This window comes from Pseudomonas sp. DP-17 (assembly GCF_022380625.1).
In the GTDB taxonomy this organism is placed as follows: Bacteria; Pseudomonadota; Gammaproteobacteria; order Pseudomonadales; family Pseudomonadaceae; genus Pseudomonas; species Pseudomonas nitroreducens_A.
In genome coordinates this window covers 402,892-425,278 of the sequence record NZ_JAKSXG010000003.1, presented here as the reverse complement: position 1 = coordinate 425,278, position 22,387 = coordinate 402,892, and the positions used below count along the sequence as shown (strand labels likewise).

The following is a 22,387-nucleotide window of genomic DNA, read 5'->3' as shown; positions in this document are numbered from 1 at the left end:
GTCCTTCCAGAAGGAGGCTCGCGATGACCCGCGAAGCCATGAGTCCCGCCGAATTCGAGCAGGCCCTGCGCGCCAGGGGCGCCTGCTACCACATCTTCCACCCGTACCACGTGACCATGTACGAAGGCCGCGCGACCCGCGAGCAGATCCAGGGCTGGGTGGCGAACCGTTTCTACTATCAGGTGAACATCCCGCTCAAGGATGCGGCGATCCTCGCCAACTGCCCGGACCGCGAGGTGCGCCGCGAATGGTTGCAGCGCATCCTCGACCATGATGGCGCGCCGGGCGAGGAGGGCGGCATCGAGGCCTGGCTGCGCCTGGCCGAGTCCGTGGGGCTGGACCGCCAGCAGGTGCTGTCCCAGGAGCTGGTGCTGCCCGGCGTGCGCTTCGCCGTGGACGCCTACGTCAACTTCGCCCGCCGCGCCAGCTGGCAGGAAGCGGCCAGCAGTTCGCTGACCGAGCTGTTCGCCCCGCAGATCCACCAGTCGCGCCTGGACAGCTGGCCGCAGCACTACCCGTGGATCGACGCCACCGGCTACGACTACTTCCGCAAGCGCCTGTCCCAGGCGCGTCGCGACGTCGAGCACGGCCTGCGCATCACCCTGGAGCACTACCGCACCCGCGAAGCCCAGGAGCGCATGCTGGAAATCCTGCAATTCAAGCTCGACGTGCTCTGGAGCATGCTCGACGCGATGAGCATGGCCTATGAACTTCAGCGCCCGCCCTACCACACGGTGACGAGCGAGCGCGTATGGCACAGGGGATTGCTGTGATGAGTCTGCCTTCGCTGGACAGCGTACCGGCGCTGCGCCGGGGTTTCCGTCTGCAATTCGAACCGGCCCAGGGCTGCCACGTGCTGCTCTATCCCGAGGGGATGGTGAAGCTCAACGACAGCGCCGGGGCCATCCTCGGCCGCGTCGACGGGCAAGCCGACGTGGCCGGCATCATCGACGGCCTGCGTGCCGATTTCCCCGGCGTGCCGGGCATCGACGAAGACATCCTGGCATTCCTCGAGGTGGCCCATGCGCAATTCTGGATCGAGCTGCGCTGACGCGCCGGTAGGGCCGCCGCTCTGGCTGCTGGCCGAGCTGACCTACCGCTGCCCGCTGCAGTGCCCTTACTGCTCCAACCCGCTGGACTTCGCCAGGGGCGGCGAGGAGCTGAGCACCGCGCAATGGGTCGAGGTGTTCCGCCAGGCCCGCGAGATGGGCGCGGCGCAGCTGGGCTTCTCCGGCGGCGAGCCGCTGGTGCGCCAGGACCTCGCCGAGCTGATCGCCGCCGCACGCGGGCTGGGCTTCTACACCAACCTCATCACCTCCGGCATCGGGCTCAATGAGAAGCGCCTGACGGAGTTCGCCGACGCGGGTCTCGACCACATCCAGATCAGTTTCCAGGCCGCTGACGAGGAGGTGAACAACCTGCTCGCCGGTTCGCGCAAGGCGTTTGCCCATAAGCTCGCCATGGCCCGCGCGGTCAAGGCCCACGGCTATCCGATGGTGCTGAACTTCGTCACCCACCGGCACAACATCGACAGCATCGACCGCATCATCGAGCTGTGCATCGAGCTGGAGGCCGACTTCGTCGAGCTCGCCACCTGCCAGTTCTATGGCTGGGCCGAGCTGAACCGCGCAGGGTTGCTGCCGACCCGCGAGCAACTGCAGCGCGCCGAGCGCACCACCGCCGAGTACCGCGAGCGCCTGGCCGCCGAAGGCAACCCGTGCAAGCTGATCTTCGTGGTGCCCGACTACTACGAGGAACGCCCCAAGGCCTGCATGGGCGGCTGGGGCAGCGTATTCCTCGATGTCACCCCGGACGGCACCGCGCTGCCGTGCCACAGCGCGCGGCAACTTCCGGTGAAGTTCCCCAACGTGCGCGAGCACAGCCTGCAGCACATCTGGTACGAATCGTTCGGCTTCAACCGCTTCCGTGGCGACGCCTGGATGCCCGAGCCGTGCCGCTCGTGCGATGAAAAACAGCGCGATTTCGGCGGCTGCCGCTGCCAGGCCTTCATGCTCACCGGCGATGCCGAGGCGACCGACCCGGTGTGCGCCAAGTCGGCCCACCACGGGATCATCCTCGACGCCCGCCGCGAAGCGGAAACGGCGGCCGCGCCGCTCAGCGCGCTGACCCTGCGCAACGAGCGAGCCTCGCAGTTGATCTGCAAGGCCTGAGGATGCAGCGCAGCGATTGGAGCGCCGAACGCGCGGTCGCCGCCGCGGGGGACTTTGCCGAACTGCATGTGGCCCACGGCGGGCTGCTGTGGGCTGCCTTCGACCCCGCCAGCGCTCGCTGCCGGTTGTTTCTCCGGCGTGAAGGGCAGAGTGTCGAGCTGACACCGCCCGGCGCCTCGGTGCGCAGCCGCGTCTACGAGTACGGCGGCGGCTCCTGCTGCGTCACCGCCGACGGCGTGGCCTGGGTGGAAGAGGGCGACCAGCAGGTGCACTGGCTGCGCCTGGGTGGCGTGCCCCGGCCGATCACCCACCGCGACGATTGCCGCTACGGCGACCTGCACTACGTCCCGGCCTGGCATGCGCTGCTGGCGGTGGAAGAAGAGAACGGCAGTGGCGGGGCGGTCCACCGTATCGTCCGCCTCGACGCCGATGGCCGACGCCGGGTGATCGCCGCGGGCGCGGACTTCTACGCCTCCCCGGTGGCCGACGGCAACGCCGGCCGTATCGCCTGGGTGGAGTGGGACCGCCCGCACCAGCCCTGGACGCGAACCCGCCTGTGCGAGTCCTTCGCTGGGGAAGAACGCTGCCTGGCCGGGCAGGCCCGCCACGAATCCATCCAGCAGCCGCGCTTCGCCGAGGACGGCCGCCTGCACTGGCTGAGCGACTGCGATGGCTACTGGCAGCCGTACCACGAAACCCATGGCGTCGTGCCCGGGGTTGCCGCAGACCACGCCAGCGCGCCGTGGCAACTGGGCGGGCGCACCTTCCTGCCGTTGCCGCGCGGCGAACTGCTGGCGACCCGCTACGAAGAGGGCCGCGGTGTGCTGGTGCTGTATGACGGGCGTGGCGGTGAACGCCGGCTGGCGCAGGAGTACAGCCGCTTCCGAGCGCTGGCGGCGGACGAGCGCCATTTCTATTGCATCGCCGCGGCGCCGGATCGCCTGCCGACGCTGCTGGCGATTCGCCGGCTGGACGGTTCCACCCAGGTGCTGGCCGGTGGCGAGAGGCCGTTGCCGGAGTCCGAGCTGTCCCGTGGCGAGCCCTTCCACTACCCGGTGGGGGAGGACGAATGCGGCCATGGCTTCTTCTATCCGCCCTACATCGCGCAAGGGGCGCCGCCGCTGGTGGTGTTCCTGCATGGCGGGCCGACCTCGGCCAGCTACCCCGTGTTCGACGGGCGCATCCAGTTCTGGACGCGCCGGGGCTTTGCCGTCGCCGACATCAACTATCGCGGCAGCAGCGGCTACGGCCGCGCCTATCGCGAACGCCTGCACCTGGGCTGGGGGCAGGTCGAGGTCGAAGACATCGGCGCGGCGCTGGACTTTCTCGCCAGGACGGGGCGCATCGACCGCCAGCGGGTATTCGTACGCGGTGCCAGCGCGGGCGGCTATAGCGCGCTGATGGCACTGGCGCGGCTGCCAGGCCTGCGTGGCGGCGCCAGCCTCTATGGCGTCAGCGATCCGCAGGCGCTGGCGCGGGTGACCCACAAGTTCGAGGCGGACTACCTGGACTGGCTGATCGGCGACCCGCAACAGGACGCCGCGCGCTACCGCGAGCGCACGCCTGTGCTGCAGGCCGACCATATCCACGCGCCGGTGATCTTCTTCCAGGGCGAGCTGGATGCGGTGGTAGTGCCGGCGCAGACCGACGCCATGGTCGATAGCCTGCGCCAGCGCGGTGTGCCGGTAGAGGTTCACCGCTACGCCGGCGAGCGCCACGGCTTCCGCCAGGCCGCCCATCTCGCCCATGCGCTGGAGGCCGAGTGGCGCTTTTATCAGGCGCTGCTGGCGGACTGATGCCTGAGAGAGACGGCTGTCAGAACCGTCTGCCAAGGTCGCATTGCAATACCTGACGGATGCAGTAGGCTGCCGGAAACATTCCATAACAATAACGACAGAGCCCAAGATGTCCCACGAGCTCAGCCAACTGCGCAAATTCGTCTCGCCAGAGATCATTTTCGGTGCCGGATGCCGGCACAATGTCGCCAATTACGTGAAAACCTTCGGCGCCCGCAAGGTGCTGGTGGTGTCGGACCCCGGTGTACTCGCCGCCGGCTGGGTCGCCGATATCGAAGCCAGCCTGGCCGCCCAGGACATTCCCTTCTGCCGCTATGCCGATGTGTCGCCCAACCCGCGCGTGGAAGAAGTCATGCGCGGCGCCGATGTCTACCGCAGCGAAGGCTGCAACGTGATAGTCGCGGTCGGTGGCGGCAGCCCGATGGACTGCGCCAAGGGCATCGGCATCGTCGCCGCCCACGGCCGCAACATCCTCGAATTCGAGGGCGTGGACACCCTGCGCGTGCCCAGCCCGCCGCTGATCCTGATCCCGACCACCGCCGGCACCTCGGCGGACGTCTCGCAGTTCGTGATCATCTCCAACCAGGACGAGCGGATGAAGTTCTCCATCGTCAGCAAGGCGGTGGTGCCCGACGTGTCGCTGATCGACCCGGAAACCACCCTGACCATGGACCCCTTCCTCTCCGCCTGCACCGGTATCGACGCGCTGGTGCACGCCATCGAGGCCTTCGTCTCGACCGGCCATGGCCCGCTCACCGACCCCCACGCGCTGGAGGCCATGCGGCTGATCAACGGCAACCTGGTGCAGATGATCGCCAACCCGGCGGACATTGCCCTGCGCGAGAAGATCATGCTCGGCAGCATGCAGGCGGGGCTGGCGTTCTCCAACGCGATCCTCGGTGCGGTGCACGCCATGTCCCACAGCTTGGGCGGCTACCTCGACCTGCCGCACGGGCTGTGCAACGCCGTGCTGGTGGAGCACGTGGTGGCCTTCAACTACAGCGCCGCGCCGGAGCGCTTCAAGGTGATCGCCGAGACATTCGGCATCGACTGCCGCGGCATGAACCATGCGCAGATCCGCCAGCGCCTGGTCGAGCACCTGATCGCCCTGAAGAACGCCGTGGGCTTCCACGAAAGTCTCGGCCTGCATGGCGTGGGCAGCTCCGATATTCCCTTCCTTTCGCGCCACGCGATGCAGGACCCCTGCATCCTCACCAACCCTCGCGAGTCCAGCCAGCGCGATGTGGAGGTGGTGTATGGCGAGGCCCTCTGACGAGCAGCAGCAACAGGCCCTGGCCGGGCTGCTCGGGCTGGGCAGCCATTCCGCGCGCAAGAGCCACTACCCCGAGCTGGTGGCGCGGCTGGACGAGCTGGAGGCCGAGCGCAACCGCTACAAGTGGCTGTTCGAGCACGCCGTCCATGGCATCTTCCAGGCCAGCCTGAACCAGGGCCTGCGCGCCGCCAACCCGGCGCTGGCGCGGATGCTCGGCTACGACGACCCGCAGCAGGTGCTGTGGAACCTGCAGGACATGGCCAGCCAGCTGTTCGTTGGCGGCGAGGCGGAGATGCGCCGCATCCGCGCGTTGCTGCGCGAGCGCGGCGGCCTGTTCGGCTACGAGACGCGTCTGCGCCGCCGCGATGGCAGCCATGTGATCGTCCTCATGAACCTGCTGATCAAGCCGGATGAAGAAGGCCTGGTGGAAGGCTTCGTCGCCGATATCACCGAGCGCGTGCAGGCCCAGCAGCGTCTGCAGAGCCTCAACGAGGAGCTGGAACAGCGCGTCGCCGAACGCACCCGTGAGCTGGAAGGGCTGAACCAGCAATTGCGCGAGGCCCGCGATGCCGCCGAGGCGGCCAACAACAGCAAGGACAAGTACCTGGCCGCCGCCAGCCACGATCTGCTGCAACCGCTGAACGCTGCGCGCCTGCTGGTTTCCACCCTGCGTGAACGCAAGCTGCCGGACGCCGAGCTGGTGCTGGTGGAGCGCACCCACCAGGCGCTGGAGGGCGCCGAGGACCTGCTCACCGACCTGCTGGAAATCGCCCGCCTGGACCAGAGCGCGATCCGTCCGGACCTGGAGGTGTACCCGCTGGACGAACTGCTCGGCCCGCTGGTCTCGGAGTTCGACGAAGTGGCCCGCGCCGCCGGGCTGCGCCTGCGCTCACGGATCCCCGCGCTGGCGGTGCGCACCGATCACCGCCTGCTGTCGCGCATCCTGCGCAATTTCCTCAGCAACGCCTGCCGCTACACCGAGCGTGGCAGCGTCATGCTCGCCGCGCGCCGGCGTGGCGAGAACGTGCGCCTGGAAGTCTGGGATACCGGGCGCGGGATTCCGGCGGACCAGCTGCAAGCCATCTTCCTCGAGTTCAACCAGCTCGATGCCGGCCGCGCGGCGGATCGTCGGGGTGTCGGGCTGGGGCTGGCGATCGTCGACCGCATCGCCGGCATCCTCGGTTGCCGGGTGCAGGTGCGCTCGGTGCCGGGACGCGGTTCGGTGTTTTCCATCCAGGTGCCGCTGGTGCGCGATCTGCCGCAGCCGGCTCCGGTGGAGAACGGTCCGCGCCCGGTCACCGGGGACCCGTTGCCGGGCCGGCGCCTGCTGGTGATCGACAACGAGGAGGCGATTCTCGCCAGCATGGCGGCGCTGCTCGGGCAGTGGGGCTGCGAGGTGCTGGTGGCGACCGGCTACGAGGGAGCGCTGAAGGCGCTGGATGGCAAGGCGCCGGAGGTGATCCTGGCCGACTACCACCTCGACCATGGCCGCACTGGCTGCGAGGCGGTGCGCGGGCTGCGCGAGTATTTCCGCCGCGAGCTGCCGGCGGTGATGATCACCGCCGACCGCAGCGACGATTGCCGCCGCAGCCTGCAGCGGCTGGGGATGCCGCTGCTGAACAAACCGGTGAAGCCGGGCAAGCTGCGCGCGGTGCTGAGCCTGCTGCTGAGTTCCTGAGACCGAGTTGCGGCGGATCAGGCGCCCTTGCGCCCGAGCATGCCGTTGACCTTGTCGCGCAGGGCATCGATGGAGAACGGCTTGGCGATCATCGACATGCGCGTGGCCAGCTCGCTGCCGTCGATATGGACGATCTCGGCGAAGCCGGTGGCGAACAGGATCGGCAGCTCCGGCCGGGCTTCACGCGCGGCGGCGGCCAGTTCCTCGCCGTTCATGCCGGGCAGGCCGACGTCGGTGAGCAGCAGGTCGATGGCGGTGTCGCCCTGCAGGATCGGCAGCGCCTCTTCGGCGTCCTCGGCCTGCAGCACCTGGTAGCCGATCTCCTCCAGCACTTCCACGGTGAGCATGCGCACCAGGTCGTTGTCCTCGACGACCAGGACGCACAACTGCTGGTTGGCGGGTTCGGCAGGGGTGACGGGTACCTCGGGAATATCGACCACGGAAGAGCCTCTCGGAAAATAAAGGGTGACGCAGGTGCCCTGGCCGGGCTCGCTGCGCAGGCGGATCTGCCCGCCCGATTGTTTGATGAAGCCATGGACCATCGACAGGCCCAGCCCGCTGTTGGGGCCGATGCCCTTGGTGGTGAAGAACGGATCGAAGACGTGGCTCAGGGTCGACTCGCTCATGCCCTGGCCGCTGTCCTGCAGGCTCAGTACCAGGTAGTCGCCGGCTGGCAGGTCGTTGTCGCCGCCGCTGGCTTCGTGCCGGCGCAGCAGGATGTCCAGGGCGCCGCCGCCGGGCATGGCGTCGCGTGCATTGTCCACCAGGTGCAGCAGGGTCTTGTGCAGTTGGTCGCGGTCGCTGAGTACGCTGCCCGAGGCCTGGGTGGAAAGGCTGAGGCGCACGCGGGGGCCGGCACGCGCGATCAGTTCGGGCTGCCAGTCGCGCAGCAGCCGGTCCAGTTCCACCGGGTGCATGGCCAGCGCCTGGCGGCGGGCGAAGGCGAGCAGGTTGTGGGTCAGCTCGGCGGCGCGCTCGGTGGCCTGGGTAGCGGCCTGCAGCAGGTGGCTCAGCTCCGGTTGCGCCTTGACCGTGGCGCGGCGGGTGATCAGGTCGAGGCTGAAGCGGATGCTCGCCAGCAGGTTGTTGAAGTCATGGGCGATGCCGCCGGTGAGCTGGCCCACCGCTTCCATGCGCTGGGCGTTGAGCAGGGCGGTCTGGGCCTGCTCGAGCAGCTCCGTGGCGCGCTTCTGCTCGGTGACGTCACGGCCGCAGCCATAGATCAGGCCGTTGTCTTCGCTGGCGTGCCAGGACACCCAGCGGTAGCCGCCGTCCGCCTTGCGCATGCGGTTCTCGAAGTGCTGCAGACGCTCGCCACGTACCAGCAGGACGCGTGTATCGAGGCTGGAGGACAGGTCATCGGGGTGCACCAGCTCTTCGCTGTTGCGTCCGATCAGTTGCTCTTCGCTCCAGCCCAGCAGCGTCTGCCAGGCCGGGTTGACGTTGCGCAGGATGCCCTTGTGATCGAGCACGCAGAGCAGGTCCTGGCTGAGCGACCAGACCCGGTCGCGCTCCAGGGTGCGCTGGCGCGCCTCTTCCTGCACCGCCTCCTTGATCTGCCGCTCCGCGGCGCGCTGGTTGGCGGCGGCCAGTGCGTGCCCGAGGAGGGCGGCCAGTTCGTTGAAGAAGTTGGCGTAGTGCTCGTCCAGGCGTCGACGCGGGCTGATGCCGAACACGGCGAGGCTGTCGGGGGGGCCGTCCAGCGGTGTGGCGTAGGTACTGTCGAGCGCCTCGGGCCAGGGCGCGAAAGCGCGCACGTACTGGCTGGCCAGCGGCGACTGGTGGGCCTGCGTGAGGCCATTGAACAGATGCAGCGGGTCGTCGTCGGGGCTCAGTTGCGCGGGCGCGAAGCGGTCGCTCGGGTCGGTGCCGCAGGCGCCGAGCAGCTTGCCGGCCTGGTAGAGGAGGCAGAAGGGTACGTCATGGCTGGCTTCGCCGAGCAGCGCCAGCGCGTCGGCGCACAGCTGCGCACTGTCCTCGGCATGTCCGAGGCGTTCGGCCATGCGGGTCAGCAGGCGCTGGCGGCGCTGTCCGATGACGTTGCCGGTCGTTTCCACCGCGGTGTTGAACAGCCCGATGGGCTTGCCGTCCAGGCCGAAGATCGGGCTGACGTTGTAGGTGAAATAGGCTTCCTCGACGTAGCCGAAGCGCACCATGGGCAGCAGGCGGTCTTCCTCGTGGGCGGCCACGCCGGTCTGCAGGATGCCGTTGTACATGGGGTCGAGGATCGACCATATATCCGACCAGGCCACGCGCGCGGGCTGGCCAAGGCACGCGGGATGCTTGTCGCCGGGAATGGCGCTCCAGGCGTCGTTGTACAGCAGGACGAATTCCGGCCCCCAGTAGATGCAGACCGGCAGCCGCGAGTTGAGGCCGACCTCGAGAATCCCGCGCAGGGTCGCGGGCCACTGGTCCATCGGGCCGAGCGGGGTGGCCGCCCAGTCGAGCTGGCGGATCAGCGGCGCCATGGCACTGCTGCTGTTGAGAAATTCGCCCTGGCTGGGCATGGGTAACCCTGGGGTTTCACCCGTCAAACTTGGCATTGAGCAGACCCTGCGTCTGATCCTTCGTACAGTGTTGTTTCACATCGAACGTTGGAAAGGTCCGAAGGAAGAAAATTCCACTTTTCTTCGTCCAGTGCGCGAAAAGTTCGAACGTCCTACAGGAGCGGCTGTCAACTCGCCAGCTGAGGTGTAGCCTACAATGCTTCGCGTTATTATTTCCTCGGTTTTAAGAACCTTCTTACAATAACTTCAAATACTTACCTGGTTTCTGCTGCGATCTCTCCGAGTCGGCAGGCCACGTCCAGGGAAGCTCCAGCATCAGGGATTTTGCAGATGAACCAGAAAGCCATCGCCGACGAAAGCGCCTTCCGCCGCATCCTCGCGCGCAACATGGCACTGCCGCTGGGCATCTGCCTGCTCGGCGCGGTGCTGTTCATCGGCCTGATTCTCTACATGCTCGACGTGCTGGGCTGGGTCGAGCACACCGACCGGGTGATCTCCAGCGCCAATGAGATGCAGCGCCTGAGCGTGGACCAGGAGAGCGGGCTGCGCGGCTTCCTGATCACCGGCGATCCGCGCTTCCTCGAGCCGCTGGAGCAGGCGCGGCCGCGCATCAATGCCGGCCTCAAGGGCCTGGCGGACCTGGTGGCGGACAACCCGCCCCAGGTCGAGCGGGTGCAGCGCCTGACCTCGATGCAGGACGAATGGATGACCTTCGCCCAGCAGATGATCGAGCAGCGCCGCTCCGGCCAGGATACGTCCGACGCGATCAAGGCCGGCCGTGGCAAGAGCATGATGGATGCGATCCGCGGCCAGTACGCCTCGCTGATCAACACCGAGCAGCAACTGCGCCACGACCGCAACCAGTTCGCTTCCAGCCTGTCCACCGGGGTAGTGATTCTCTACCTGGTGTTCAGCATCGTCGTCGGCACGCTGCTGGCGTATTTCGGCCGCCGGCAGTTGCTCGGCCTGTCCGACTCCTACGCCGAGTCCCTGCGCCGCCAGGTGCTGCACAACGAGCACCTGGAGCGGCAGGCCTGGCTGAGCGACGGGCAGACGCGCCTGGGCGAACAGTTGATCGGCCAGCCGTCGTTGTCGGCGCTGGGCCGCAGCCTGATGGATTTTCTCGGCGACTTCGTGGCCTCTCCGGTGGGCGCGCTGTATGTGCGTGACGACCGCGGCGGCTTGCGCGTGGCCGGCACCTTCGGTTTTGCCGCTCAGTCATTGGGCGAGGACTATTTCGCCGCGGACGACAGCCTGATCGCCCAGGCCGCCCGCCAGCGCAAGCTGCGCCTGGTGGACGGGTTGCCGCCGGACTACCTGAAGGTCAATTCGGCGCTGGGCAACGGCCAACCGGTGAGCGTCGCGCTGCTGCCGCTGGTCCATGAAGCAAGCGTGGTCGGCGTGCTGGAGCTGGGTTTCCTGCGGCAACTGGAGGAGCGCGACAAGGCCTTCCTGCAGATGGTCGCCGAGCCGCTGGGCAGCGCCATCGCTTCCGCCCAGCACCGCCAGCGCCTGCAGGACCTGCTGGCGGAAACCCAGCAGCTCAACGAAGAGCTGCAGGTGCAGCAGGAAGAACTGAAGACCGCCAATGAGGAGCTGGAAGAACAGTCGCGGGTGCTCAAGGAGTCCCAGGCGCATCTGGAGGCGCAGCAGGCGGAACTCGAGCAGACCAACGAGCGCCTTGCCGAGCAGGCCCAGGAACTGGCTGCCCAGCGCGATGATCTGGACAGCAAGAACACCGAGCTGAACCAGGCGCGCCTGGACCTGCAGGGCCGCGCCGACGAACTGCAGCGCGCCAGCCGCTACAAGTCCGAATTCCTCGCCAATATGTCCCACGAACTGCGCACGCCGCTCAACAGCTCGCTGATCCTGGCGCGCCTGCTGGCGGACAACGAGCAGGGCAACCTGGACGACGAGCAGGTGAAATTCGCCGAGTCGATTTATTCCGCCGGCAACGACCTGCTCAACCTGATCAACGACATCCTCGACATCTCCAAGGTCGAAGCCGGCAAGCTGGAAGTGCGCCCCGAAAACGCCAGCGTGCGCCGCCTGGTTGAAGGCGTGGAGGGATTGTTCCGCCCGCAGGCTGACGACAAGGGCCTGACCTTCGTGGTCAACATTGCCGATGATGCGCCGGGCATGCTTTACAGCGACCGCCAGCGTGTCGAGCAGATCCTCAAGAACCTGCTGTCCAATGCCTTCAAGTTCACCGATGCCGGCGAAGTCAGCCTGTATGTCGGTGCCGCGCCCGAGGGTTTGCGCTTCGACGTGCGCGACAGCGGCATCGGCATCGCCGAAGACCAGCTGCAGCGCATCTTCGAAGCCTTCCAGCAGGCCGATGGCGCCACCAATCGCCGCTACGGCGGTACCGGCCTGGGCCTGTCGATCTCCCGCGACCTTGCACACCTGCTGGGCGGCAGCATCATCGTCAGCAGCGAGCCGGGCAAGGGCAGCGTCTTCAGCCTGCTGCTGCCGCTGAGCTACAACGAGCCCGCAGCGACGGAAGTCGTCAGCGCACCGGCCGCCATCGTCCCCAGGGTTGCGACTCCCGTCGCCGCGCCGGCAGTGCATGCGCCGGTGGCAGCGGCCTTCGCCGACGACCGCGAGCAGCTGAACATCGGCCAGCGTTGCGTGCTGGTCGTTGAGGATGAGCCCAAGTTCGCCCGCATCCTCTACGACCTCGCCCGCGAGCTGGGCTATCGCTGCCTGGTGGCCATGGGCGCCGAGGAAGGCCTGCGCCTGGCCGACGAGCATGGCCCCGACGCCATCCTGCTGGACATGCACCTGCCCGACGAATCCGGCCTTGCCGTGCTGCAGCGCCTGAAAGCCAACCCGCGCACCCGTCACGTGCCGGTGCACGTGGTGTCCGTGGAGGATCGCAGCGAAGCGGCCCTGCACCTGGGCGCCATCGGCTATGCGCTCAAGCCCGCCACCCGCGAGCAGCTACGGGAAGTGTTCGGCAAGCTGGAGGCCAAGCTGACCCAGGAGGTCAAGCGCATCCTGCTGGTGGAGGACGATCCGCTGCAGCGCGACAGCGTCTCGCGCCTGATCGGCGACGACGACATCGAGATCACCGCGGTGGAGCAGGGCGAGCAGGCCCTGGAGCTGCTGCGCCAGAACATCTATGACTGCATGATCATCGACCTCAAGCTGCCGGACATGCAGGGCAACGAACTGCTGCGGCGCATGGGCGAGGAAGACATCTGCTCCTTCCCGCCGGTGATCGTCTACACCGGGCGCAACCTGACGCGCGACGAGGAAGCCGAGCTGCTCAAGTACTCGCGCTCGATCATCATCAAGGGCGCGCGCTCGCCCGAGCGTCTGCTCGACGAGGTGACGCTGTTCCTGCACAAGGTCGAATCGCAGCTCTCCAGCGAGCGCCAGCGCATGCTGCGCACCTCGCGCAACCGCGACCGGGCCTTCGAGGAGCGGCGCATCCTGCTGGTGGACGATGACGTGCGCAACATCTTCGCCCTCACCAGTGCCCTGGAGCACAAGGGCGCCCGCGTGGTAGTCGCGCGCAACGGCCGCGAGGCCATCGAGAAGCTTGCCCAGGTTGGCGACATCGACCTGGTGCTGATGGACGTGATGATGCCGGAGATGGATGGCTACGAAGCGACCCGCCTGATCCGCCAGGACGCGCGCTGGAAGAAGCTGCCGATCCTCGCGGTGACCGCCAAGGCGATGAAGGACGACCACGAGCTGTGCCTGCGCGCCGGCGCCAACGATTACCTGGCCAAGCCCATCGACCTGGATCGCCTGTTCTCCCTGATCCGGGTCTGGCTGCCCAAGCTGGAGCGCATCTGACATGGCCGAACGCAGCCAGGACATCGAGCTGCGCCTCCTGATCGAGGCGATCTACCTGAAGTACAGCTACGACTTCCGGGACTACTCCGGCACCTCGCTCAAGCGCCGCGTACTGCATGCCACCAACCTGTTCGAGTGCCGCAGCATCTCGGCGCTGCAGGAGCGCATCCTGCATGACCCGCACGCCTTCCACGAGTTGCTGCAATACCTCACCATCTCGGTGAGCGAAATGTTCCGCGATCCCAGCTACTTCCTCGCGCTGCGTCAGGAAGTGGTGCCGCTGCTGCGCACCTATCCCTCGCTGCGCCTGTGGGTCGCCGGCTGCAGTACCGGCGAAGAGGTGCATTCGCTGGCCATCCTGCTGCATGAGGAGGGGCTGCTCGAACGCACGCTGATCTACGCCACCGACATCAATCCGCGCTCGCTGGAACAGGCGCAGCGGGGCATCTACGCGATCGATGACCTGGCCCAGGCCAGCGAGAACTACCGCGCCGCCGGCGGCAAGGCTTCGCTTTCGGATTACTACACGGCGGCCTACGACGGCGCGCTGTTCGACAAGATGCTGCGCGCCAACGTGACTTTCGCCGATCACAGCCTGGCCACCGACAGCGTGTTCTCCGAGACGCATCTGGTGTCGTGCCGCAACGTGCTGATCTACTTCAACCGCCAGCTGCAGAACCGCGCCATCGGCCTGTTCCACGAATCGCTCTGCCACCGTGGCTTCCTCGGCCTTGGCAGCAAGGAAAGCCTGGACTTCACCGAGTTTGCCGGGGAGTTCGAAGTGGTCAACCGACGCGAACGGGTGTTCCGCAAGCGATGAAAGCGCAGCGCAGGGTCCAGGCCGTGGTCATCGGCGCCTCCGCAGGCGGCGTGGATGCACTGTTCCGGCTGTTCGACGGGTTGCCGGCGGATTTCGCGCTGCCGATGGTGGCGGTGCTGCACCTGCCGGAGGACCATGAGAGCCAGTTGGTCGACCTGTTTGCCCGGCGCCTGGACATCCCCGTGCAGGAAGCCTGCGACAAGGCGCCGGTGGAGCCGGGCACCCTGTACTTCGCGGCCGCCGGCTACCACCTGTCCATCGAGCGCGACCACACCTTCGCCCTGAGTCGCGAGGCGCGGCGCAATTATTCCCGCCCGTCCATCGACATTCTTTTCGACTCGGCGGCCGATGCCTACCGCGAGACGCTGGCCGGCATCCTGCTGACCGGAGCCAACCATGACGGAGCACAGGGCCTGGCGCACATCCATCGCGAAGGTGGCCTGACCATCGTCCAGGACCCTGCCGAAGCCGAAGTGACGACCATGCCGGAAGCAGCCATCGCGCTGCACGCCCCGGACCACATTCTTTCCCTGCGCAGTATTCATGCGCTCCTGAGCCGATTGGGCTCTCATTCGGATTCCAACAATGCTGAGTAACCAGGGAAGCAAGCTGCTCATCGTCGACGACCTGCCGGAGAACCTGCTGGCGCTGGAGGCGTTGATCAAGGGCGAGGGGCGCGAGGTATTCAAGGCCTCGTCGGCGGACGAGGCGCTGTCGCTGCTGCTGGAGCACGAATTCGCCCTGGCGCTGCTCGACGTGCAGATGCCCGGCATGGACGGCTTCGCCCTGGCCGAGCTGATGCGCGGCACCGAGCGCACCCGGAGCATCCCCATCGTTTTCGTCACTGCCGCCGGCCGCGAGCTGAACTATGCGTTCAAGGGCTACGAGAGCGGTGCGGTGGATTTCCTTTACAAACCGCTGGACAACCATGCGGTGCGCAGCAAGGTGAATGTCTTCGTCGACCTCTACCGCCAGCGCAAGGTGCTGGAGCAGGCACGCGCCGAACAGGACGCGCTGCTGGCCGAACTGCGCGAAACCCAGGTGGAGCTGCAGCGTGCGGTGAAGATGCGCGACGATTTCATGTCCATCGTCTCCCACGAACTGCGCACGCCTCTCAACGGCCTGATGCTGGATACCCAGTTGCGCCGGTTGCACCTGTCCAGGGGCAAGCTGGAGAACTTCTCCCCGGAGCGCCTCGCCGTGCTGTTCGAGCGCGACGAGCGTCAGCTCGGCGGGCTGACCCGGCTGATCGAAGACATGCTGGACGTCTCGCGTATCCGTACCGGCAAGCTGTCGATACGCCCGGAGCGGGCCAACTTCGCCGACATCGCCCGCCACGTCCTGGGCAACTTCGCGGTGCAGGCGCAGGCGGCCGGCTGCGAGCTGACGCTGAGCGCGCCGGAGCGGGTGGAGGGGGTGTGGGATGCGTACCGCATCGAGCAGGTCATCAGCAACCTGGTGAGCAATGCCCTGCGCTACGGACCGGGCAAGCCGGTGGAGGTCCGCGTGGCGGTGAGCGACGGCCAGGCACAGCTGTGTGTGCGTGACCATGGCGAGGGCATCAGTGCGGAGGAGCAGCGGCGCATCTTCCAGCAGTTCGAGCGCGGTGCCGGCGCTGCGCGCGTGGCCGGGCTGGGGTTGGGGCTGTTCATCTCCGAGCAGATCGTCCAGGCCCACGGCGGGCGCATCGAAGTGCACAGCGAGCCAGGGCAAGGCGCGGAATTCTGCGTCTACCTGCCGCTGGACTGACGCCCGTTCCTGTCCTGTAGGGGCGGGCCATGTCTGCGATTGCCGTGCCAGCCGGTCTTTGCGCGGCGGATAACGCTGGCGCGTTATGCACCCTGCGTGATGGCCGGCGTAGGAGCGGACTCCGTCCGCGATTGGCTGGCCGTGCTCCATGGCGGGCCGGAGCGGCGGCGAAACGATCGCGGACAAAGTCCGCTCCTACCCCTGGGTCGACCCTCGTTTCGGTGGGTTGCACCTTTTCCCGTCGCTGGCACGAACACTGCTTTGCTCCTGTCGTCCGGCCGCCCCATGCAGGTTGCAGCCGGACGTGCCCGTGGCCGTGCTCCGTTTGGTAGCGCCGTGTGGGGGGAATGTCACCGGTTGCACCGGAACTGCGCTTACGACCAAAGGCTTGTTTTTGTTGGGTTGCACCTGGTTGCACCTTGCGATTCGGCGGTATAACCTTTCGCCGTTTTCAGGCACACCTTCTAACAACAGGAAGCCCCATGGCCACCACCACCCTTGGCGTGAAGCTCGACGACGCCACCCGCGAGCGCCTCAAGCTGGCTGCCCAGCAACTCGACCGTACCCCGCACTGGCTGATCAAGCAGGCCATCTTCTCGTACCTGGAACAGGTGGAAGGCGGGCTGACCCCGGCCGAACAGTCCGGTCTGGCTGCGGCGGCGGGCGAGGAATCGCTGGATGCGCTCAACGAACAAGGGTTGCAGGTCTTCCTCGATTTCGCCGAAAGCATCCTGCCGCAGTCCGTGCTGCGCGCGGCCATCACCGCCGCCTACCGCCGTCCGGAAACCGAAGCGCTGCCGATGCTGCTGGACCTGGCCCGCCTGCCGAAGGAGCAGGCCGCCGCCGCCAGCAAGATGGCCCTGGGCATTGCCGAGAAGCTGCGTAACCAGAAGAACGCCGGTGGCCGCCAGGGCCTGGTGCAGGGCCTGCTGCAGGAGTTCTCCCTGTCGTCCCAGGAAGGCGTGGCGCTGATGTGCCTGGCCGAGGCGCTGCTGCGCATCCCGGACAAGGCCACCCGCGACGCGCTGATCCGCGACAAGATCAGCAACGGCAACTGGAGCCAGCACCTGGGCCAGAGCCCGTCGATGTTCGTCAACGCGGCCTCCTGGGGGCTGCTGATCACCGGCAAGCTGGTGTCGACCCACACCGAAGCCGGCATGTCTTCGTCGCTCAACCGCATCATCGGCAAGTCCGGCGAGCCGCTGATCCGCAAGGGCGTGGACATGGCCATGCGCCTGATGGGCGAGCAGTTCGTCACCGGCGAGACCATCGCCGAGGCCCTGGCCAACGCGGCCAACATGGAATCCCGTGGCTTCCGCTACTCCTACGACATGCTCGGTGAAGCCGCGCTGACCGACGAAGACGCCAAGCGTTACCTGGCGTCCTACGAGCAGGCCATCCATGCCATCGGCAAGGCCTCCCACGGCCGCGGCATCTACGAAGGCCCGGGCATCTCGATCAAGCTCTCCGCGCTGCACCCGCGCTACAGCCGCGCGCAGTACGACCGCGTGATGGACGAGCTGTACCCGACCGTCCTGGGCCTGGTGAAGATGGCCCGCGACTACGACATCGGCATCAACATCGACGCCGAGGAAGCCGATCGCCTGGAAATCTCCCTCGACCTGCTCGAGCGCCTGTGCTTCGAGCCGTCGCTGGCCGGCTGGAACGGCATCGGCTTCGTCATCCAGGCCTACCAGAAGCGCTGCCCGTACGTGATCGACTACGTGATCGACCTGGCCAAGCGCAGCCGCCATCGCCTGATGATCCGCCTGGTGAAGGGCGCCTACTGGGACAGCGAGATCAAGCTGGCCCAGGTCAACGGCCTGGAAGGCTACCCGGTCTATACCCGCAAGCCGTACACCGACGTCTCCTACCTGGCCTGTGCGCGCAAGCTGCTGGCCGTGCCGGAGTCCATCTACCCGCAGTTCGCCACCCACAACGCCCACTCGCTGTCGGCCATCTACCAGCTGGCCGGGCAGAACTACTACCCGGGCCAGTACGAGTTCCAGTGCCTGCACGGCATGGGCGAACCGCTGTACGAGCAGGTGGTGGGCAAGGTCGCCGACGGCAAGTTCAACCGTCCGTGCCGCATCTATGCACCGGTGGGCAGCCACGAAACCCTGCTGGCGTACCTGGTGCGCCGCCTGCTGGAAAACGGCGCCAACACCTCCTTCGTCAACCGTATCGCCGACCACAGCATCTCCCTTCAGGACCTGGTGCTGGACCCGGTGCTGCAGGTCGAGCAGATGGCCGCGCAGGAGGGCACCCTGGGCCTGCCGCACCCGCGCATCCCGCTGCCGCGTGACCTCTATGGCGAATCCCGGCTGAACTCCGCCGGCATCGACCTGGCCAACGAACACCGCCTGGGTTCGCTGTCCTCGGCGCTGCTGACGAGCACCAACCACGCCTACGTCGCCGAGCCGATACTGGGCCTGGCCGATGCCGCTCCGGGCGAGCCGCAGCCGGTACGCAACCCGGCGGACCACCGGGACGTGGTGGGCCACGTGCGCGAGGCCAGCGAAGCCGATGTGAACAACGCCATCCTCGGCGCGCTGTCCAGCGCGCAGATCTGGCAGTCCACCCAGCCGGCCGAACGCGGCGCCATCCTGCAGCGCGCCGCCGACCTGATGGAAGCCGAGATCCAGTCGCTGATGGGCGTGCTGGTGCGCGAGTCGGGCAAGACCTTCGCCAACGCCATCGCCGAAGTGCGCGAGGCGGTGGACTTCCTGCGCTATTACGGCGCCCAGGCCAGCACCCACTTCGCCAACGACAGCCACCGTCCGCTGGGCCCGGTGGTGTGCATCAGCCCGTGGAACTTCCCGCTGGCGATCTTCAGCGGCCAGGTGGCCGCCGCCCTGGCCGCCGGCAACACTGTGCTGGCCAAGCCCGCCGAGCAGACCCCGCTGGTCGCCGCGCAAGCCGTGCGCATCCTGCTCGAAGCCGGCGTACCCGCTGGCGCCGTGCAGCTGCTGCCGGGCCGTGGCGAAACCGTCGGTGCCCGCCTGGTGGGCGACGAGCGTGTGCGCGGCGTGATGTTCACCGGTTCCACCGAAGTGGCCGGCATCCTCCAGCGCAACATCGCCGGACGCCTCGATGCCCAGGGCCGCACCATCCCGCTGATCGCCGAGACCGGCGGCCTCAACGCGATGATCGTCGACTCCTCGGCCCTGGCCGAGCAGGTGGTGGTGGACGTGGTCAACTCCGCGTTCGACAGCGCCGGCCAGCGCTGTTCTGCCCTGCGCGTGCTGTGCGTGCAGGAAGATGCCGCCGACCGCGTGGTGCAGATGCTCAAGGGCGCCATGGCGGAATACCGTGTCGGCGCACCGGAGCGCCTGCACACCGACATCGGTCCGGTGATCGACGAGGAAGCCAAGGGCAACATCGACAAGCACATCCAGGCGATGCGCGACAAAGGCCGCAAGGTGTTCCAGAGCGCCCGCGTGGATGCCGAGGAAATCAAGCGCGGCACCTTCGTCGTGCCGACCCTGATCGAGCTGGACAGCTTCAGCGAACTCAAGCGCGAAATCTTCGGCCCGGTGCTGCACGTGGTGCGCTACCAGCGCGCCGACCTTGGCCAGTTGCTCGCGCAGATCAACGAATCCGGCTACGGCCTGACCCTGGGCGTGCACACCCGCATCGACGAGACCATCGCCCAGGTCGTCGGCACCGCCCACGTCGGCAACCTGTACGTCAACCGCAACGTGGTCGGCGCCGTGGTCGGCGTGCAGCCTTTCGGTGGCGAAGGCCTGTCCGGCACCGGTCCGAAGGCCGGCGGCCCGCTGTATCTGTACCGCCTGTTGTCGACCCGTCCGCAGGATGCGGTGGCCAACCAGCTCAAGGGCGATGGCGCCCAGCCGCTGCCGCGTCCGAAGGATGCCCAGCAGGCCGTGGACGCGCTGGCCAAGTGGGCAGGGCAGAAGGACGCCGCCCTGGCGAGCCTGCTCGGCGGCTACGGCGAACTGGCGCAGAGCTTCACCCAGCAGGTACTCACCGGCCCGACCGGCGAGCGCAATACCTACACTCTGCTGCCGCGTGAGCACGTGCTGTGCCTGGCCGAAGACCGTGCCGACCTGCTCGCCCAGCTGGCCGCCGTGCTCAGCGTTGGCAGCCGCCCGCTGGTGGCCGAGTCCAACGCCGCCGTGGTCAAGGAGCTGCCGAAGGAAGTGGCCCAGCGCATCGAGCTGGTCGCCGACTGGACCGCCACCGACAAGCTGTTCGACGCCATCCTGCACCACGGCGATTCCGACCAGCTGCGTGCGGTCTGCGAGCAGGCCAGCCAACGCAAGGGCGCCATCGTCGGCGTCACCGGGCTGAACCGCGGGGAAACCGACATCCCTCTGGAGCGCCTGCTGATCGAACGTGCCCTGAGCGTCAACACCGCCGCCGCCGGCGGCAACGCCAGCCTGATGACCATCGGCTGACGATGATCGCGGGAGTTCTCTCCCGCGATGCCAACCCCCGGCCCACCATGTCCGGGGGCAGGCGCTTCAATCCGCGGAGTCACCCCTCCACGAAGCGTCTTCTCCTCCCTCGCATCCTCCGGGTGCCCGGACGGGGCTATCCGCTCCGTCCTTTCCCTCGCTTTTTTCGTCCGCTCCTGCCGCACATGCGCGATGGCGTTTCTGTGATCGCCCGCGCAGCAGCTTTCCTGTGTGGCGATAGGCCTGGACGGTAAATGGCCATCCATCCTGCGGAAAATCCTGATTCCCCTTCAGCCCCCCATGGCGACCCATCGCTGCGTGCTTGACTGCCCCGAGTTAGAGCCTTCGCGGGCATGAAGGCGTCGTGGACGCTCGGCAGTGAATAAGCCGGCGTGCGCGTGCGGGCATGTCCATCCACTGGTCCTGCATGGCGGGTCGAATCGTGTTGACATGGTTTGTACAGACTTTGCGCTCCTATCCGGAGCTGGCGATATTCCTTTCTCTGGGCATTGGCTACTGGGTCGGCGGCAAGAGCTTCAAGGGTTTCAGCCTGGGCGCGGTGACGGCGACCCTGCTCGCGGCGCTGCTGGTGGGGCAGGTGGGGATTACCCTGTCGCCGACGGTGAAGAGCGTGTTCTTCATGATGTTCCTCTTCGCCATCGGATATGGCGCCGGGCCGCAGTTCGTTCGGGGTCTGGCCAAGGACGGCCTGAAGCAGGCGCTGTTCGCCGTCGTGGTGTGTGTGTTGTGCCTGGTCTGCGGGGTAGCGGTAGCCTGGGTGGCGAAGTTCGATCTGGGCTCCGCGGTCGGCCTGGTGGCCGGTTCGCAGACCATCTCCGCTGCCATGGGCCTGGCCACCGATGCCATCAACCGGCTGGGCATGACGCCGGACAAGACCCAGGCTGTACTCAACGCCATGCCGGTGGCCTACGCGGTGACCTACATCTTCGGCACCATCGGTTCGGCAGTGATCCTGGCGATGGTCGGCCCCAGGCTGCTGGGCATCGACCTCGTCAAGGCCTGCAAGGACTACGAGCTGAGCATGGGCGCTGGCGCTGACCGGGCCAGCGAGGGGCGTGCCTGGCACCGCTATGTGCTGCGCGCCTACAAAATTGCCGCTGGCAGCACTGTGGTCGGCAAGAGCGTCGCCGAGGCTGAAGCACAGGCGCTGGGCCAGGGGCGACGGTTGTTCATCGAGCGTCTACGCAGGGGTGGCGAGCTACGCGATGCGCTGCCGGCGGAGGTGATCCAGGTCGGCGACGTACTGGCTGTGGGCGGGCACAGCGACGAAATCCTGCAGATGCTCGGTCATGCCCAGGATGAAGTCGAGGACGACGAGTTGCTCGACCTGCCGGTTGCCGGCGTCGATGTATTCGTCAGCAACAGGGCGCTGGTGGGCAAGACCCTGGAGGAACTGGCAAAGCGGCCTCATGCTCATGGCGTCTACCTGCGCCGGATCAAGCGTGGCGCGTTGTCCACCGAAATTCCGGTATTGCCTGGCACTGTGCTGCAGCACGGCGATGTGGTCACCCTGACCGGGCCGACCCGGGATGTGCAGCTCGCCGCCAAGGGGCTGGGGCAGATCGATACCCCGAGCAATATCGCCGATGTCGCCTTCATCGGTGCAGCGATCTTCGTCGGCGGCCTGCTCGGTTCGCTGGTGCTCAAGCTCGGTGACATCCCGCTGACCCTCTCCACGGGTGGCGGCGCGCTGGTGTCCGGCATCGTCTTCGGTTGGCTGCGCTCGATCCGCCCGACCTTCGGGCGTATCCCTGAACCCACCGTGTGGTTCATGAATTCGCTGGGGCTGAACGTGTTCATCGCGGTGGTGGGTATCGATGCCGCGGCCGGCTTCGTTGGCGGTGTGCGGGAGCTGGGCCTCAGCCTGTTCCTCTGGGGGGCAGTGGCAACCACCCTGCCACTGCTTCTCGGGTTGCTGATCGGGCGCTACGTGTTTCGCTTCCATCCCGCGTTGCTCTTCGGCGTGGTGGCCGGCTCGCGTACCACCACGGCTGCCCTGGGGATGATCTGCGAGGCCGCCAAGAGCAACGTGCCCGCGCTGGGCTACACCGTGACCTACGCAGTGGGCAACACCCTGCTGACCATCTGGGGGATGGTCGCGGTAATGCTCCTGTCCTGACACAAACCACCCGGCGCTGCCATCC

At 67.2% G+C, this 22,387-nt stretch carries 14 protein-coding genes; 13 read left to right on the top strand and 1 reads right to left on the bottom strand.

Features of this window, described 5'->3' with window-relative positions:
• The first annotated feature begins 23 nt into the window (after positions 1-23).
• From pqqC to MJ122_RS09270, 6 genes are all read left to right on the top strand, one after another.
• Positions 24-773, top strand: coding sequence for a pyrroloquinoline-quinone synthase PqqC (gene pqqC, locus MJ122_RS09295; RefSeq protein WP_239743891.1), 750 nt, complete (start codon positions 24-26; stop codon positions 771-773).
• Entirely contained in the window at positions 773-1,051 is a 279-nt protein-coding gene (pqqD, locus tag MJ122_RS09290) for a pyrroloquinoline quinone biosynthesis peptide chaperone PqqD (protein ID WP_017518379.1), read from the top strand. The genes pqqC and pqqD overlap by 1 nt, the downstream gene beginning before the upstream one ends.
• Positions 1,023-2,171 (top strand): pyrroloquinoline quinone biosynthesis protein PqqE, encoded by a 1,149-nt coding sequence (gene pqqE / locus MJ122_RS09285; protein ID WP_239743889.1) that lies wholly within the window; start codon positions 1,023-1,025, stop codon positions 2,169-2,171. The genes pqqD and pqqE overlap by 29 nt, the downstream gene beginning before the upstream one ends.
• A 2-nt stretch (positions 2,172-2,173) precedes the next feature.
• Positions 2,174-3,967, top strand: a complete 1,794-nt coding sequence (locus tag MJ122_RS09280; protein ID WP_239743887.1) for a S9 family peptidase — start codon at positions 2,174-2,176, stop codon at positions 3,965-3,967.
• 109 nt (positions 3,968-4,076) lie between these two features.
• Positions 4,077-5,240 carry an alcohol dehydrogenase-like regulatory protein ErcA gene (gene ercA / locus MJ122_RS09275; protein ID WP_088421460.1) on the top strand — a complete coding sequence of 388 codons (1,164 nt, stop codon included), beginning with the start codon at positions 4,077-4,079 and terminating at the stop codon, positions 5,238-5,240.
• Positions 5,224-6,918, top strand: a complete 1,695-nt coding sequence (locus MJ122_RS09270) for a NahK/ErcS family hybrid sensor histidine kinase/response regulator (RefSeq protein ID WP_239743885.1) — start codon at positions 5,224-5,226, stop codon at positions 6,916-6,918. The genes ercA and MJ122_RS09270 overlap by 17 nt, the downstream gene beginning before the upstream one ends.
• A 17-nt stretch (positions 6,919-6,935) precedes the next feature.
• Here the strand turns inward: MJ122_RS09270 and MJ122_RS09265 are convergent, their stop codons facing one another.
• Complete coding sequence (locus MJ122_RS09265) at positions 6,936-9,386, bottom strand: ATP-binding protein (RefSeq protein WP_141099384.1); 2,451 nt, start codon at positions 9,384-9,386, stop codon at positions 6,936-6,938.
• Here MJ122_RS09265 and MJ122_RS09260 point away from each other — a divergent pair.
• From MJ122_RS09260 to aspT, 7 genes are all read left to right on the top strand, one after another.
• A complete protein-coding gene (locus MJ122_RS09260; protein WP_239743883.1) occupies positions 9,385-9,615 on the top strand; it encodes a hypothetical protein in 231 nt (76 codons plus the stop codon). The two genes, MJ122_RS09265 and MJ122_RS09260, sit on opposite strands and share 2 nt — an antisense overlap.
• Before the next feature lie 140 nt (positions 9,616-9,755).
• Entirely contained in the window at positions 9,756-13,232 is a 3,477-nt protein-coding gene (locus MJ122_RS09255; RefSeq protein ID WP_239743881.1) for a response regulator, read from the top strand.
• Position 13,233: 1 nt separating this feature from the next.
• Positions 13,234-14,052, top strand: coding sequence for a CheR family methyltransferase (locus MJ122_RS09250; RefSeq protein ID WP_088421464.1), 819 nt, complete (start codon positions 13,234-13,236; stop codon positions 14,050-14,052).
• A complete protein-coding gene (locus MJ122_RS09245; protein ID WP_239743879.1) occupies positions 14,049-14,648 on the top strand; it encodes a chemotaxis protein CheB in 600 nt (199 codons plus the stop codon). The genes MJ122_RS09250 and MJ122_RS09245 overlap by 4 nt, the downstream gene beginning before the upstream one ends.
• Positions 14,638-15,801 carry a hybrid sensor histidine kinase/response regulator gene (locus tag MJ122_RS09240; protein WP_239743877.1) on the top strand — a complete coding sequence of 388 codons (1,164 nt, stop codon included), beginning with the start codon at positions 14,638-14,640 and terminating at the stop codon, positions 15,799-15,801. The genes MJ122_RS09245 and MJ122_RS09240 overlap by 11 nt, the downstream gene beginning before the upstream one ends.
• Before the next feature lie 482 nt (positions 15,802-16,283).
• Entirely contained in the window at positions 16,284-20,222 is a 3,939-nt protein-coding gene (gene putA / locus MJ122_RS09235) for a trifunctional transcriptional regulator/proline dehydrogenase/L-glutamate gamma-semialdehyde dehydrogenase (protein ID WP_239743875.1), read from the top strand.
• 442 nt (positions 20,223-20,664) lie between these two features.
• A complete protein-coding gene (gene aspT / locus MJ122_RS09230) occupies positions 20,665-22,362 on the top strand; it encodes an aspartate-alanine antiporter (protein WP_239743873.1) in 1,698 nt (565 codons plus the stop codon).
• Positions 22,363-22,387: the final 25 nt, after the last annotated feature.